This is a genomic window from Shewanella sp. 10N.261.52.F9 (genome assembly GCF_041471165.1).
Taxonomy (GTDB): domain Bacteria; phylum Pseudomonadota; class Gammaproteobacteria; order Enterobacterales; family Shewanellaceae; genus Shewanella; species Shewanella marinintestina.
Genome location: NZ_JBFRNX010000008.1, coordinates 20,350 through 36,457, shown reverse-complemented (window position 1 = coordinate 36,457; position 16,108 = coordinate 20,350). Strand labels below are relative to the sequence as shown.

13 protein-coding genes are annotated in these 16,108 nt (G+C 44.0%); 10 read left to right on the top strand and 3 right to left on the bottom strand.

Going from position 1 to position 16,108, the window contains the following annotated elements; genetic code table 11:
• Positions 1-77 precede the first annotated feature (77 nt).
• On the bottom strand, positions 78-542 hold the full coding sequence (locus tag AB4298_RS05945) for a thioesterase family protein (protein WP_248999909.1): 465 nt from the start codon (positions 540-542) through the stop codon (positions 78-80).
• 172 nt (positions 543-714) lie between these two features.
• On the opposite strand from AB4298_RS05945, the gene recQ reads away from it, so the two are divergent.
• Positions 715-2,538: a DNA helicase RecQ gene (gene recQ / locus AB4298_RS05940; RefSeq protein WP_371986021.1), complete on the top strand. Its 1,824-nt coding sequence runs from the start codon at positions 715-717 to the stop codon at positions 2,536-2,538.
• Positions 2,539-2,545: 7 nt separating this feature from the next.
• Here recQ and AB4298_RS05935 read toward each other — a convergent pair whose 3' ends face one another.
• The gene (locus tag AB4298_RS05935) at positions 2,546-4,306 is read right to left on the bottom strand and encodes a tetratricopeptide repeat protein (RefSeq protein WP_371986020.1); all 1,761 of its coding nucleotides are present in this window, start codon (positions 4,304-4,306) and stop codon (positions 2,546-2,548) included.
• 529 nt (positions 4,307-4,835) lie between these two features.
• Between AB4298_RS05935 and leuA the strand changes: the two genes are divergently transcribed.
• From leuA to glpK, 7 genes are all read left to right on the top strand, one after another.
• Positions 4,836-6,407: a 2-isopropylmalate synthase gene (gene leuA, locus AB4298_RS05930; RefSeq protein WP_248999906.1), complete on the top strand. Its 1,572-nt coding sequence runs from the start codon at positions 4,836-4,838 to the stop codon at positions 6,405-6,407.
• Between the two features lie 74 nt (positions 6,408-6,481).
• The gene (leuB, locus tag AB4298_RS05925) at positions 6,482-7,576 is read left to right on the top strand and encodes a 3-isopropylmalate dehydrogenase (RefSeq protein WP_248999905.1); all 1,095 of its coding nucleotides are present in this window, start codon (positions 6,482-6,484) and stop codon (positions 7,574-7,576) included.
• A 2-nt stretch (positions 7,577-7,578) separates the two neighbouring features.
• Positions 7,579-8,979, top strand: coding sequence for a 3-isopropylmalate dehydratase large subunit (gene leuC, locus AB4298_RS05920; RefSeq protein WP_371986019.1), 1,401 nt, complete (start codon positions 7,579-7,581; stop codon positions 8,977-8,979).
• A gap of 9 nt (positions 8,980-8,988) precedes the next feature.
• Entirely contained in the window at positions 8,989-9,594 is a 606-nt protein-coding gene (gene leuD / locus AB4298_RS05915; RefSeq protein WP_371986018.1) for a 3-isopropylmalate dehydratase small subunit, read from the top strand.
• A gap of 514 nt (positions 9,595-10,108) precedes the next feature.
• Positions 10,109-11,395 (top strand): outer membrane protein transport protein, encoded by a 1,287-nt coding sequence (locus tag AB4298_RS05910; protein ID WP_248999902.1) that lies wholly within the window; start codon positions 10,109-10,111, stop codon positions 11,393-11,395.
• Between the two features lie 291 nt (positions 11,396-11,686).
• The gene (locus AB4298_RS05905; protein WP_371986017.1) at positions 11,687-12,208 is read left to right on the top strand and encodes a nuclear transport factor 2 family protein; all 522 of its coding nucleotides are present in this window, start codon (positions 11,687-11,689) and stop codon (positions 12,206-12,208) included.
• Positions 12,209-12,219: 11 nt separating this feature from the next.
• Entirely contained in the window at positions 12,220-13,701 is a 1,482-nt protein-coding gene (gene glpK / locus AB4298_RS05900; RefSeq protein WP_371986016.1) for a glycerol kinase GlpK, read from the top strand.
• Between the two features lie 123 nt (positions 13,702-13,824).
• Here the strand turns inward: glpK and AB4298_RS05895 are convergent, their stop codons facing one another.
• Positions 13,825-14,163: a hypothetical protein gene (locus AB4298_RS05895; protein ID WP_371986015.1), complete on the bottom strand. Its 339-nt coding sequence runs from the start codon at positions 14,161-14,163 to the stop codon at positions 13,825-13,827.
• A 494-nt stretch (positions 14,164-14,657) separates the two neighbouring features.
• Here AB4298_RS05895 and mraZ point away from each other — a divergent pair, with 494 nt between their 5' ends.
• Complete coding sequence (gene mraZ, locus AB4298_RS05890) at positions 14,658-15,116, top strand: division/cell wall cluster transcriptional repressor MraZ (RefSeq protein ID WP_248999898.1); 459 nt, start codon at positions 14,658-14,660, stop codon at positions 15,114-15,116.
• A 29-nt stretch (positions 15,117-15,145) separates the two neighbouring features.
• Positions 15,146-16,102 carry a 16S rRNA (cytosine(1402)-N(4))-methyltransferase RsmH gene (gene rsmH, locus AB4298_RS05885; RefSeq protein ID WP_248999897.1) on the top strand — a complete coding sequence of 319 codons (957 nt, stop codon included), beginning with the start codon at positions 15,146-15,148 and terminating at the stop codon, positions 16,100-16,102.
• Positions 16,103-16,108 lie beyond the last annotated feature (6 nt).

The following is a 16,108-nucleotide window of genomic DNA, read 5'->3' as shown; positions in this document are numbered from 1 at the left end:
CTATATTATTGACTGCGGGATGCTAAATGTGGCGATAAATCGCCTGTAGAGCTTGTTGAATGTTTTATCGATAGCGATTATCCAACCATGTATGTACCAGTGCCAAAGGCAATATGGTCGCCTTTTTCATTATGCAGCTCCATCCTTGATACTGATACGCGGTTGCCTGCTCTTATCACTGTGCCTGTGCCTGTAAAAATTTCACCGCGGCCAGGGCGTAAATAGTCGACTCGCATGTCGATTGTACCTAGGGTCTTAATGCGTTGCTCTAACTCTTCTAGTGTCCAATCGTCGCGGCTGGCAACTAGCCCTGAGAAAGCGGTAAGGCCACCTACTACGTCGAGCACTGTGGCTGTGACGCCGCCATGGAGTATTTGTTGATGGATGTTGCCAATGAGCTCAGGTTTCATTTTCACTTCAATCTCGACGCCGTGCATATCATAACGCTTGATATCCATACCGAGCAGGTTATGAAACGGTACATGTTGATCAAAAATTTCGGCGACTCTGCGTAGAGTTTCTTGTTGAATAACATGACTCATCTTGCTTCCTTTTTGCTGATTAGACATCGGATTATTCGCTTTAGAGTATTTAATCTATCGCTAATGGTTGCCGCGACGCAAGCTTAAATTTTATCCACTAGTGACAATCGAGAGAGACAATGACCTCCGCCTACATTAGAATAGTCAGCCCTATTTTTAACACAGGTTCACTATGGATCAGGCGGCGCTCGAGAATCCGATCGATCAGTTATCTTCCACCCTACAGTCGGTATTTGGTTACCGTACTTTTAGAGAGGGGCAGCAGGAGGTGATTGAGCAGATCTGCGCAGGACAAGATTGCTTAGTGATCATGCCTACGGGTGGCGGTAAAAGCCTGTGTTATCAATTACCCGCTTTATTAATGCCTGGATTGACTGTGGTGGTGTCACCGCTGATCTCGTTAATGAAAGATCAGGTCGATAGCCTTATTCAAACCGGCGTGGCTGCAGCTTACTTAAACTCATCTCAACCTAGAGAAGAGAGCCTTCAGATCTTACAAAAGATGCGTTATGGCGAGCTAAAGCTGTTGTATGTATCGCCAGAGCGATTACTGCAAGGTAGCTTTATCGATAGACTGCATGAGCTTAATGTTTCTTTATTTGCGATTGACGAAGCGCACTGTATCTCGCAGTGGGGCCATGACTTTAGACCTGAATATGCAGCTCTAGGTCAATTACGTCAACAGTTTCCACAAGTGCCGATTATGGCGTTAACCGCCACGGCTGATAAAGCCACTCGTGCGGATATTTGTGAGCGGCTTACGATTACGCCACACTCGCTGTTAACTAGCTTTGATAGGCCCAATATCCGCTATACCGTGGCTGAAAAACTCAATGCGGCTAATCAGTTGCGTCAGTTTGTTGAGGCGCAAAATGGCACGAGTGGTATTGTATATTGCAGTAGTCGTCGCCGAGTTGATGAAGTTGCTGAACGTCTGCGTCTGCAGGGCCATCAAGCTGAAGCTTACCATGCTGGGAAAACCCAAGAAGAGCGCGCTGACGTTCAAGATAGATTTTTAAAAGATCAGCTCGATATCGTAGTCGCCACCGTCGCATTTGGTATGGGCATTAACAAGTCTAACGTACGCTATGTGGTGCACTACGACATCCCTAAAAGTGTTGAAGCTTACTATCAAGAAACCGGGCGTGCTGGCCGTGATGGTTTAGACTCTGAGGCGTTAATGTTATTTGACCCTGCCGATATCGGTAGAGTGCGTCATCTTATTGAGCAATCGGAACCCGGACCACAACAGCAAGTTGAGTTTCATAAGCTTAATACCATGGCGGCGTTTGCTGAAGCGCAAACCTGTCGTCGCCAAGTGCTATTACATTACTTTGATGAACCAGCGCTGCAGGCTTGTGGTAACTGTGATATCTGCCTAGACCCACCTAAAAAGTACAACGGTATTCAGGATGCACAAAAGGTGCTGTCTTGTGTATACCGTATAGGTCAGCGCTTTGGCATTAATCATTTGATTGAAGTGTTGCGTGGTTCAAAGTCTGCCAGTGTGATTGAGCGTGGCCACGATAAGCTTTCTACTTGGGGCATTGGTAAAGAGAAGAGTCATGAGCACTGGTTAAGTGTGATCCGCCAATTGATCCATTTAGGCTTAGCAACTCAAGATATTACCCGTGGTTCCTCAGTTACCCTTAACCCGTCTGCGCGCGCAGTATTAAAGGGTGAAGTGGAGCTGTTATTGGCAGAGCCAAGAATCGTTATTCAAACCACCAAGCGTCGCAGTAATAATCCTCGCGCGCCGCTTAATTATGATCGTAAGTTGTTTGCGAGACTGAAACTACTACGTCGTACATTGGCGGAAGAGTTAGATGTGCCACCTTACTTAGTATTTAACGATGCAACGCTAGCGGAAATGGCGGCGATTTTGCCGACCAGCCCAGGTGAAATGTTGGCAGTTAACGGGGTTGGTGAACGTAAACTTGAGCGTTTCGGTGGCGAGTTCTTAGATGAAATTGCCGATTACCTAGCAGAAGGTTAAGTGGCAACTATTGATTCTGGTTAATTGGTTTAAGCCTTCTTAACTGACTAACGTTGGCGCGTTTAATCATTGATTGTAAATTATCAAACTGCTGCATACAGGCAAGGCCAATATTGACCTTGCTGTCATTTTGCCACATAGCGATGGTTCCTGATAACTGCTCAATAACGTTAATCGCACCTGCCTCTGAGGTATGCGGTAGCATGATCAATAGCTGCTGCTCAGATTGCAAAAATACTAAGTCCTGCTCTCTTAACTTCGTTTTAAGCTGTTCAATCATTATCGGAATATCATCGCTTAATACTACGCTAGGATCCAATACTAAAAGTGACAGTGGGTAGTTGGCGTGACGGCTAACGCTCAGCATATCTTCCAGCCTCTGTTTACCCGTTGCATTTGGTTTAACCGGTGTAGGCTCTTTTGGTACTGAAATACGAGTCGCTCCCTGCCTATGGTACCAAGCAATAAAGATAATTAAGCTAAATAAAATGAATAGTATTGGTAATATGGAGGTCGGGATAAGCTGTCCCGGCATAAGCGTGGCTTTAGTACTTTGCTTCTCTTTGGATACTTGCTTTTGTCGGCTTAAGTCTGACTTTAAGTGTGATAACCATATGTTTTGGATAAATAAGGTATCGTTTTCAGCCGCTTTAAAGCGCAGTAGTTGATAGTCATAGGCTAAGGCATAGTCTTGCTTATTGGCAAAGTAGTTTGCTAAAACTGCGTAAGCGAGCTTTTGGTCTGTATAACGTTGTTTCTGTTTAGCTAAATCAATGGCTTGATTCAGCTGCCCTAAGCCTAAACTTTCCTCACCTTGAGCAAGGTTAATCTGCCCAAGTAGATATAACGCACTAATTGTTTCGCTAGAATTAGACTGTTTCTTAAACGTGTTGAGACTCAAATGTAATAGTTGATTGGCGCTGCTGTATTTGCCGCTTAGAAAGTCGATATAGCCAATTTTTTTATAGGCAACCGCGAGCTCAAATGGGCTACCTAACTCTGCTAGCTGGCTTCTTGCTCCTTGAATATATCTATCTCTTAATTCTGGCTGATTACTCTGTTGCGACAAATTAGCTGCTTCAATTAATAAGTTTAGCGCAATCTTACCTTCAGCTAGCTCATCATCTAATGCTTCATTAATAAAAGCTTTTGCTTCTTTGGGCTCATTCTCGTCCAATAATAGTTTGGCCATTGCGACTTTTAAATAAGCACTTGGTGTGAGCAGCCACTGTTGTTCTTGTTGGGCTACTTGCGGGTAAAGGTCGAGAGCAAGACGAAGATCTTCAATTGCAGTATTGTTATGGAGCACTTTTGCATCTAGTTGGCTTCTTAACCATAAGCCGTTAATAAGTGCTTGGGGTTGTTCAAGTTGGCGCGATAAGCCAATAGATGAATGAATTAAAGGTAGGGCTTCTTGGTAGTTACCATAGTTTACATAAGCTTGAGCCATACAGTTATAGAAGTATGGACGTGCTTCGTGCAATTTTAATTGCTTGGCTTTAGCCTCGTTGAGTCTAGCAAGGTTGATAGCTGCGGCATTTTCGCCAAGCTGCAAATAAGCCTGACATTTAAGTGCACTTAAGCGTAATTGCAATACTTGAGGATCTAAGAAGGTATAAACATCTTTTTCGATATCATGGATGTCATTTAGCGTTTTGCTGGGATATTGGAAAACAGCAGTATTGAGTTGCTCAAATTGCTCCAGCGTTAATGAATGCGCAGGCGAAAGCCACAGCAAAAAGCTGAGGATTATGATACGAAAATCCATTTTAAAGCGCTCCAGGGTGGATCCTTATCCGCTATGTATCTGACTAAGATCGGCATTATAGCGAATATAAATAAAATATGCATAAAAAAGCTGGTGGCGAGAGAATATTGCGATGGCTTATACAAATGTAGAGGTTGATGCGATTAAAAATCAATAATGCTTACATATACGCCGTTATCTATCTTTTTTTGGTTTTATTTGAGCGATTATCAGCCTGAAAATAACTGAAGTAAGCTAATTCATGGTTGACACTGAACTTAATGCAAGTTAAAAATTAACCGTCCCAGCGATAAGCTGTGGGAATATTTATGTGAACAGGCTGAATAAAAAGTGAAGAAATGTAACCGTGCGCAACTAGGACTCCTTATTCTCATTCTCGCAGACTCTGCGCGGAGGACTTAGTGTTATACGCTTGAAAGTAAGCTTGCATTAATTAACCCCGCTGATAACGCGGGGTTTTTTGTATTCGAACCGACCAAATAGCAACGTCAACGCATAACTGAACAATGATGTTCGATGGAGAAGATAGATGTCTAACCGAGTAATTATATTTGACACCACACTACGAGATGGTGAACAAGCACTAGCAGCTAGCTTAACGGTTAAGGAAAAACTTCAAATTGCACTCGCGTTAGAACGTTTAGGCGTTGATGTGATGGAAGTCGGCTTCCCTGTATCTTCCCCTGGAGACTTTGAGTCGGTACAGACGATTGCTAGAACTGTTAAAAACAGTCGAGTGTGTGCGTTATCAAGAGCATTAGAAAAAGATATCGATGCCGCGGCGCAGGCGATGTCAGTTGCTGAGCAGTTTCGCATCCATACCTTTATTTCGACTTCAACGATCCATGTTGAAAGCAAACTTAAGCGCTCATTTGATCAAGTGTTAGAGATGGCTGTTGGCGCAGTTAAGTATGCCCGTCGCTTTACTGACGATGTTGAGTTCTCATGTGAAGATGCGGGTCGTACACCGATTGATAACCTTTGTCGCATGGTAGAGGAGGCTATTAAGGCCGGGGCTCGTACCATTAACATCCCTGATACTGTGGGTTACACCGTACCAAGCGAGTTTGGCGGCATTATTCAAACACTATTCAATCGTGTTCCGAATATCGACCAAGCAGTAATCTCTGTGCATTGCCACGATGATTTAGGCTTGTCTGTCGCTAACTCTATTACAGCAGTGCAGCATGGCGCTCGCCAAATCGAATGTACAGTAAATGGTATTGGTGAGCGTGCGGGTAACTGTTCGCTAGAAGAGATCGCAATGATCTTGTCGACTCGTAAAGCGGAGTTAGGGCTTGAAACAGGGATTAACGCTAAAGAGATCCATCGTACATCAAGTTTAGTGAGTCAGCTTTGTAATATGCCAGTGCAAGCAAATAAAGCGATTGTTGGCGCCAACGCATTTACTCACTCTTCTGGCATTCACCAAGATGGCATGCTTAAAGCGCAGAATACTTACGAGATCATGACCCCAGAAAGTATTGGTCTGAACCGCAACAACTTGAACATGACATCACGCTCAGGCCGCCACGTGATTAAGCACCGTATGACTGAGCTTGGCTATGGTGAGCAAGATTACGATATGGATGTGCTTTACGAAGAGTTTTTGGCGCTAGCGGATAAGAAAGGCCAAGTCTTTGATTATGACTTAGAAGCATTAGCCTTTATGGAGGCTCAAGCCGAATCGGACGATCATTATAAGTTGCAGCAATTAGTTGTGCACTCTGATTCAACAGAAGGCAGCGCTACTGCCACTGTAAAGGTTGCGGTAAATGGTGAGATGATTACCGAGGCCGCAACAGGTAACGGTCCTGTTGATGCTGCTTATAAAGCTGTTGCAAGAGCAAGTGGTTGTGAAACCAATATTACTAGCTACCAGTTAAGCGCTAAAGGTGAAGGTCAAAACGCATTAGGCCAGGTTGACATTACCGCCAAATATCGTGAGCAGAATTTCCATGGTGTGGGCTTAGCCACCGACGTGGTTGAAGCATCGGCAAAAGCATTAATTCACGTAATGAACCTAACATGGCGCGCAGATAAAGTCGCTGATTGTAAGCAGCGTATCCAGCAAACAAAACAAGCGCTAGGCGGGGTGTAACCCCCCTCTTTGTGTGTCGGCAAGTTTAAAGATAAATACAAATTGTAGAATCAATTACAGGAGTTAGCTGAAGTATGAGTTATCAGATTGCAGTACTGGCAGGAGATGGTATTGGGCCAGAAGTGATGGCTGAAGCGCGCAAAGTGCTAAAGGCAACCGAAGAACGCTTTGCACTTTCTATCGAATATAGTGAATACGATGTTGGTGGTGCGGCAATTGATAATCATGGTTGCCCACTCCCTGAAGCAACTCTAAAAGGTTGTGAAGCATCAGACGCGATTTTATTTGGTTCTGTGGGTGGCCCCAAATGGGAGCACCTAGCGCCAAATGATCAGCCAGAGCGTGGTGCCTTATTGCCGCTTCGTGGTCACTTTGAGCTGTTCTGTAATATGCGCCCGGCTAAGTTGCATGCCGGCCTTGAGCATATGTCACCACTGCGCAGTGATATCTCATCTCGTGGTTTTGATGTGCTTTGTGTGCGTGAGCTAACCAGTGGCATTTACTTTGGTAAGCCAAAAGGTCGTCAAGGTGAAGGCGAAAACGAAGAAGCCTTCGATACCATGCGTTATAGCCGCAAAGAGATCCGTCGTATTGCAAAAATTGCTTTTGAAACGGCTCAAGGTCGTCGCAAGAAGGTGACTTCAGTTGATAAAGCTAACGTGCTGGCTTGTTCAGTACTTTGGCGTGAAGTAGTTGAGGAGGTCGCTAAAGACTTCCCCGATGTTGAGCTCGAACATATTTATATCGACAATGCGACTATGCAGCTATTGCGTCGTCCAGATGAGTTCGACGTTATGCTGTGTTCTAATTTGTTTGGTGACATCATTTCAGATGAAATCGCCATGCTAACAGGCTCTATGGGCTTATTGTCTTCAATCAGCATGAATAGTTCTGGCTTTGGTTTGTATGAGCCTGCTGGTGGTAGTGCGCCAGATATCGCGGGCCAAGGCATTGCAAACCCTGTGGCGCAAATCCTTTCAGCTGCTTTATTGCTGCGCCATAGTCTTAAACAAGACGCTGCCGCAGCTGCGATTGAAAAAGCTGTTGGCCAAGCTTTAAGTGATGGTTACTTAACTGGGGAGTTGCTTTCTAGTGACGAGCGCCACAAAGCTAAGTCGACCAGTGAAATGGGTGATTACATTGCCAAATTGATTAGAGAAGGGGCGTAGTCATGGCTAAAACACTATATGAAAAAGTCTGGGATAGTCACGTAGTTGTGGCTGCTGAGGGTGAAGCGCCGATTATCTATGTTGATAGGCATCTAGTTCACGAAGTGACTTCACCACAAGCTTTTAGTGGTTTAAAGGCTGCGGGCCGTAAACTACGTGCGCCCGAAAAAACCTTTGCGACGATGGATCACAACACCTCAACGATTAGTGCTAGTTTAGATGCACTTAGTCCTATGGCGAGAATTCAAGTTGAGACGCTAGAACAAAACTGTAAGGAGTTTGGCGTCCGTCTTTATGATATTCATCATAAAAACCAGGGTATCGTGCATGTGATGGGACCTGAATTAGGTATCACTCTGCCGGGTACAGTGATTGTATGTGGTGACTCACACACTGCGACTCATGGTGCATTTGGTGCGCTAGCGTTTGGTATTGGTACGTCTGAGGTTGAGCATGTCATGGCAACCCAGACTTTGCGTCAGCTAAAAGCTAAGACAATGAAAATTGAAGTGCGTGGCAATGTAGCAAGCGGCATTACAGCTAAAGATATTGTGCTAGCCATTATCGGTAAGATTGGCATGGATGGCGGTACAGGTTATGTGGTCGAGTTTTGCGGTGAGGCGATTGAAGCCTTGACCATGGAAGGCCGAATGACTGTTTGTAATATGGCAATTGAAATGGGCGCGAAAGCGGGCATGATTGCACCAGACGCTACTACGGCAGAATATCTTAAAGGCCGAGAATTTGCGCCAAAGGGTGCAGATTGGCAGCAAGCGCTTGCTGCATGGGAGTTATTAAAAACTGATGCCGATGCCGTATTTGACACAGAGGTTGTACTTGAAGCAAAAGATATTGCGCCGCAATTAACTTGGGGGACAAATCCAGGACAAGTTGTTGCAATTGACCAGGTAGTGCCAAACCCAGCAGAAGAAACTAACTCGACAGTTAAAACCAGTATTGAGAAAGCCCTAGAGTATGTTGATTTACGTGCTGGCACACTGATGACAAATGTCAGTATTAATAAAGTGTTTATTGGTTCATGCACAAATTCTCGTATTGAAGATTTACGTGCAGCAGCGGAGCACGCTAAAGGTCGTAAGGTCGCGGATGGTGTCAAAGCGATTGTGGTTCCAGGTTCTGGTTTAGTTAAAGAACAAGCTGAAGCCGAAGGCTTAGATAAGGTGTTTTTGGAAGCGGGCTTTGAGTGGCGCTTACCTGGTTGCTCTATGTGTTTAGCTATGAATGATGACAAGCTGGAAGCGGGCGATCGCTGCGCATCGACGAGTAATCGTAATTTTGAAGGACGACAGGGACGCGGTAGCCGAACTCACTTGGTGAGTCCTGCAATGGCAGCTGCTGCAGCCGTTGCTGGTCATTTTGTTGATATTCGTAAGCCATACTAGGAGCACAGCATGCAACCATTTATCTTACACACAGGGCTTGCCGTTATCTTAGATAGTGCCAATGTCGATACCGACCAAATTATTCCTAAGCAATTTTTGTCAAAAGTTACCCGTGATGGCTTTGGCGTGCACCTTTTTCATGATTGGCGCTATTTAGATGATGCGGGCGATCAGCCTAACCCAAGCTTTAATCTGAACAAGCCGCGCTATAAAGGTGCTTCTATTTTAGTGTCACAAGAAAACTTTGGTTGTGGATCAAGTCGTGAGCATGCGCCATGGGCTTTAGCGGATTTTGGTTTTAAGGTCATTATAGCGCCGACTTTTGCAGACATCTTTTATGGTAACTCGATTAATAACGGTTTATTGCCAGTTAAGTTGACTGACGCTGAAGTCAAACAACTGATGGCAGAGGTCGACGCGAATGAGGGGGCGGAGATCTGTGTTGATCTAAAGGCGCTTACGGTGACATCGCCTTCAGGCTCGGAGTTCAAATTTGATATTGCCCCATCCGCTAGGCATAACCTATTAAATGGGCTGGATGCGATAGGTTTGACGCTGTCACATGGCGATACAATTGCTAACTATGAAGCCCATATACCGAGTTGGAGAGGTTGAAATCGCTTAATTTAGGTGATTAATATTGGCGTACAGTCGTACCAACAATTAGTTTTCGCTAAGCCATTTAGATATTTATCTAAATGGCTTTGTTTTATTTAGCTTCTTCTAATTTATTTTAGTTGTTGTTTTTAATGGTGTTTAACTTCTTTGCTGATATGAGATTTTATTATTGCAATCTTTGGTAGTGATTTATGCTGTAATTGCTTTATTTTTTGAGTGAACAGGTGTTTTTGGTGTTTTTATGGTTTTTACTGTTATTTTTTAATTGTTTAACTTGTATTTACGCTTTTATTTTTAATCTATTCGGCGACGTTTTTACTTGGTTTGTGCATGCTTTCGCTGTTTTGAAGTGTGATCTTAACCGTTTTTTGTCTAAGATTTGATTGTGTTGGTAGTGTTTTGTGCTGTTTTTTATAAAGTACTTGTAAAGATATTCTGCAGTTGTAGAATCGCCGCCATTAGAAAGTGGAGTTAATACTCTACTTTTTGTTAACATAATTAGAGATGACACATGAATAAGCGTTTAATTACACTTGCTGTGAGTACAGCACTTTTGGGGACGGTTACACAGGTTCAAGCTGCAGGCTTTCAATTAGCTGAATATTCAGCAACAGGTCTGGGCCGTGCTTACGCGGGTGAAGCTGCAATGGCTGATAACGCCGCTGCGCAGTTCCGTAACCCAGCAATGCTGACTTACCTAGAAGGTACTCAAGTTACAACTGGTGCTATTTTAGTTATGCCAAACATTGATGTTGACGGTGTTGTGACATCAGGTGGTACAGCTACACCTTCATCGGCTAAAGATATTGCTGGCGATGCAGTAGTGCCGAATTTTTATGTGTCACATCAGCTAAACGACCAATGGTTCCTTGGTGTTGCTCTTGGTAGTAATTTTGGTATGGCTACAGAGCTGGACGATGACTTCCTTGGTACCCAGTTTGGTAACGAAGCATCTATTACTGCAATCGAAATTAATCCAAACGTGGCTTACCGTATTAATGAACAGTTCAGTGTTGGTGCTGGTGTTCGCTTAGTGCTAGGTGAAGGTAGCTTTGGTGCTCAAGCACCGACTTCAACGGGTCCTTTACAAGGGAAAACGCTTAAGTACATGGAAGGCGATGATATCTCTTGGGGTTGGCAACTAGGCGGTGCTTGGCAGATTAACGCCAACAACCGCATCGGTTTTAATTATCGCTCTGAAGTTGAGCAAAACCTAGAAGGTGAAGCCAGAGGTTTAGGCTTTGACGTTGCAATGATCATGCAAGGAAAAGCTCCTTCAAGTCATTATGATGGCTCTATGGAATTAGCGTTACCAGCGACAGCTGAAATCGCGAGTTTCCATCAATTGACAGATAAGCTTGCTATTCACGCGAGTGTTAACTGGACTGATTGGAGTTCATTTGAAAAGCTAGAAGCGATGATCCCAGAGATTTCTGCTGATCCAATCCTAGTTAAGCAAGAGAACTGGGAAGACAACTACCGCTTTGCAGTGGGTGCAACTTATCAGCTATCAGAAAAGTCGACGCTAAGAACTGGTGTTGCTTACGACCAAGCTGCAGTGTCTGATGCTAATCGCACAACCACAATTCCTGAAGTTGATCGTCTATGGTTGAGCGTGGGCTACGGCTACCAGTATAGCGATAACCTAGACTTTGACTTTGGCGCGACTTACATTTTTGCTGATGAGTCTCCAATCCATGAACATGATGAAGATTCTGCTATGTTTGGTGGTACTTTCGAAGGTCAAGTCAGTGGCAACATCATCCTAGTGGGTGTTCAGGCGACTTATCGCTTCTAATAACTTAATGCTTTAGTTAGCGACTAGAATATTGCCGTCAGCTAATCAATTAAGTTTGTTAGAAAAAGCCTCGCATTAGCGAGGCTTTTTTGTATCCCACTCTAGGTCATAACTTCAGATTAAGGACAACTTATAAAGAAATTTGAGACCTACTTTAGGGGGTTGGCTTGTCATGTTGGTTTCATGGTAAAAAAGATAAACAATGCTAAGTTAGTGGCAGTTACTGACTCCGCTAGCGTATAAAATTAAGATTATCCACTCTAAAATATCGAAATAAACAAGAGGTTTATCATGAAACCCTATATTTGGTTATTAGCGCTTAGCGCGAGTTTTAGTAGTTTTTTAGTGCAGGCAAATACGAGTCAATTTCAGACAATCACGGATCAAGACCCTGAGGCTGTGAAGGTCGTAAAACAGTTTATTGAAGGTTTTAATGCTCAGAGTGTTGAACAGTTGATTCAGCATACAACTGAAAATGTCCATTGGTTTAATTTATCGGGATTAAAGATGGATATTGAAACCTCGACTCAACATGAGCTCGCTGCTGCAATGAGCGACTACTTTGCTAGCCTTAATGATGCTAAAGCAAGATTGCGCCAAATTGTAGTGTCTGCCAATTATGTTAGTACAGTAGAGGAGGTGACTTGGAGCCATGACGGTGAACAAAGTAGCCAATGTAGCCTTGGTGTCTATCAGTTAAAAGGCAATAAAATTAGCGCGGTTTGGTATTACCCTGCTCATACTTGCGATCAGGTGACTTCGCCACAGTATGTTGAGCCTGAAATTGGTTTGCTAAGAGAAACGCGACAATAAGGAAAGAATCAGTGTCAAAGAAATACATCATTGCGTTGGATCAGGGAACAACGAGTTCTAGGGCTATTGTGTTTGACCATAATACCAATATGGTTGCCAGCTCTCAGCGTGAATTTAGCCAAATGTATCCCAAGCCAGGTTGGGTTGAGCATGACGCAATGGAAATCTGGGCGTCGCAGAGCTCAACGTTAATTGAAGTACTCGCTCGCGCTGACATCCACAGTGAAGATGTAGCTGCTATCGGGATCGCCAACCAACGTGAGACCACTGTTATTTGGGATAAAGCCACAGGTAAGCCTGTATATAACGCTATTGTTTGGCAATGCCGACGTAGTAAGGATATTTGTGAGCAGTTAAAGGCATCTGGATTTGAAGATTACATTAAGCAAACCACAGGTTTAGTGCTAGACCCTTATTTTTCAGGTACAAAAATTAAATGGATTTTAGATAACGTCGAAGGCGTGCGAGAGCGTGCCCAAAAAGGTGAGTTGCTATTTGGCACCATTGATACTTGGTTAGTGTGGAAGCTAACGGAAGGAAAGGCTCATGTCACTGATCCAACTAACGCATCTCGTACCATGCTGTTTAATATTCATACCCAAGAGTGGGATGACAAATTACTGCAAGCGTTAGATATTCCACGCTCTATCTTGCCCGAGGTTAAACCCTCATCAGCGGTGTATGGCCATACACGTATTGCCGGTGAAGGCAGTCATATTGCAATTGCAGGAATGGCTGGTGATCAGCAAGCGGCGTTGTTTGGCCAATTGTGTATCGAAGAAGGTATGGCGAAAAATACCTATGGTACAGGCTGTTTCTTATTAATGAACACAGGGCTTGAAGCCGTAAAGTCTAAGCATGGCTTATTAACGACTATCGCGATTGGTGCTAATGGTGAAGTGAACTATGCGCTAGAAGGCTCAGTCTTTATGGGCGGCGCGACGGTTCAATGGTTGAGAGATGAACTGGGCCTAATTCGAGACGCACAAGATACTGAGTACTTTGCATCTAAAGTAGAAGATACCAATGGTGTTTATCTTATTCCTGCATTTGTTGGCCTTGGCGCACCCTATTGGGATCCCGATGCAAGGGGCGCGTTGGTGGGGTTAACGCGAGGGGCTAACCGTAATCATATTATTCGCGCAGCTCTAGAGGCGATAGCTTATCAAAGTCGCGATCTACTCGATGCCATGGCTAAAGACAGTTCTGTAGATCTTAAACAAATTAAAGTTGATGGTGGCGCAGTGGCTAACGATTTCCTTATGCAGTTTCAAGCGGATATTACCAATGTTGAAGTGCAACGCCCTGAGCTAACTGAAACCACGGCAATGGGGGCTGCTTTCTTGGCAGGTCTAGCGGTTGGTTTTTGGCAATCTACTGACGAGTTGAAGTTAAAAGCTGGAGTTGAGCGCAGTTTTACACCGCAAATAACGGCAGCCAAGCGCGATGGCTTGTACCTGGGTTGGCAGCAGGCTGTTGCACGCACTCGTTAATTGTGGCGATTGACTCTAGCGGTAATAGTTGGCGCTAATTTTGTTTACTATTGCTTTAATGGCTAACCATAAAGTTTACACCTTTTTCTGCTCATTAATTATCAAGCAGTTCATTGGCAGAAGCTAAATGTTGATATCAATCTTACTGTGCGTATCTTCAGTGTAGTTGTCTTGAGCAGCCTCAATAGTTTGAGGCTCTAGAGGTTGGCGCCTATCTCTTCTTGAGCCTTTTCGTCTTTCAAGTCTTGGCTCTAGAGGGAGTTCTGGTAGTGCTGCTTGGCGTCTATCATTGGTCGCCGAACGTCGTTCAAGGTGGTCGGGCAGTTGTGCTTGCGGTTGTTCTTGGCTATCTGCGTTGATAGCGCTGCTGGCATCCATAGGTTTAATTTTCTTTTTGGCTTTCACTTTGGCTGTTACCGGCTTAGCAAGCATGGCATATACGCTATCTAGGCTTATCATCACAATCCTCCGTATTTTATGTCCTTTAACTTATATATCGGCCGAAAGTGATCAAAATTTAGACTTTAAATTACTTTGGTTATTTCATGCCGATATTGCGAATTGTTTAAGCTACAGGTTAATTATGATTAATTTTTAAAGCGTTTTATTGAGCATAACAGCTTGAATCGCAGCTTAATTGAGGTTGTTAAAGTCATTTTGAAAAAGCCGTTTCTGGGAAAATTATCCACAACAATGTATTTAAGATAATGATTCCCCCATGTTTTCTGTGTGTTTTTCCTACTTTGATGGGCTGCAACCGTATAAAAACTCCACATGAATCCCTATCTAAGCTTTCATTAAAAATGTGAGCTAACTAGCTGCTAACCCGCTTGGTTACTGGATTTTAAATCAGCGCCTTTCCTTGACAACCCTTGCGTTCTATCCCTAAACTTAGCTGTTGTGGGGAAATGTGGATATTTGTGGGTAATTTATAGAACAACAGGGATGACAATAAGGTGTTTTCTGGGGCAAGCGCTATAAATCTTGATACCAAAGGACGGATCGCCATACCAAAGCGATACCGTGAGCCTCTGAGTGCCCGCCATAATAGCCAACTAGTCGTTACTGTGGATATCCAATCAACTTGTTTATTGCTGTACCCCATTCAAGAGTGGGAGCTGGTTGCAGCTAAACTCGCATCACTTTCCGATACACAACCTACCGAAAGAGCAATCAAGCGATTGCTGCTCGGATACGCCCATGAGTGTGAACTCGATGGTAACGGCCGTATGCTGCTACCTCCTCCTTTACGCCAATATGCCAATTTAGACAAGCGGGCAATGTTGGTTGGCCAGCTTAATAAATTTGAGCTGTGGGATGAAGCTACATGGCAACAACAGATTGAGCAGAGTCGCTTAGCGATTCTTAATGAAGATTTGGCTGCTAACGAACGTTTAGCGGATTTTTCACTTTAGCGAGTGATACTTAAAAGTAGAAGACAACCATGACACAAGAATTTGAACACCTATCAGTGCTGTTAACGGAAACGGTTGCAGGCTTAAATATTAAACCAGATGGCATCTATATCGATGGCACATTTGGTCGTGGTGGTCATTCTCGAAAAGTGCTTGAGCAGCTTGGGCCTAATGGTCGATTAATTGCCATTGATCGAGACCCACAAGCGATCGCTGCAGCAGAGCAATTTAAAGACGATAGCCGTTTTCAAATTGTTCACGGTGGTTTTGGTCAACTGGCTGACTACGTTGAAGACTTAGGTTTAAAAGGCCAAATAGATGGCGTGCTATTAGATTTTGGTGTGTCTTCGCCGCAGCTTGATGATGCTGAGCGTGGTTTTAGCTTTTTAAGAGATGGTCCATTGGATATGCGTATGGATAACTCTCAAGGTCAAACGGCGGCGCAGTGGATTGCCCGTGCTGAAATTGAAGATATGGCATGGGTGTTTAAAACCTACGGCGAAGAGAAAAATGCCCGTCATATTGCCCGTTGTATTGCTGCTGACCGCGAAAAAGCGCCTTTCTTACGCACTACTGAGCTTGCAGAGCTCATTGCGCGCATTACCAAGAATAAAGAACGCAATAAGCACCCAGCAACACGCGTATTCCAAGCTATTCGTATTTATATCAATAGTGAGCTAGAGCAAATTGACCAAGCATTAGAAGGTGCATTAACCGTATTAGCGCCTGAAGGACGTTTGTCGGTTATCAGCTTCCATTCACTTGAAGATCGTATGGTTAAGCGTTTTATTCGTCGTAATAGCCAAGGTGAAAGTGTGCCACATGGTTTACCTATTACTGAGGAAGAAATTAATAAGTCACGCAAGTTAAAAGGTATTGGTAAAGCGATTAAACCTTCAGTTGAAGAGATTGAGCGTAACGCTAGGGCGCGTAGTTCAGTATTGCGAATTGCCCAGCGTCTGCCGTATGACGTTGAAGCGATTTAGAGGTTT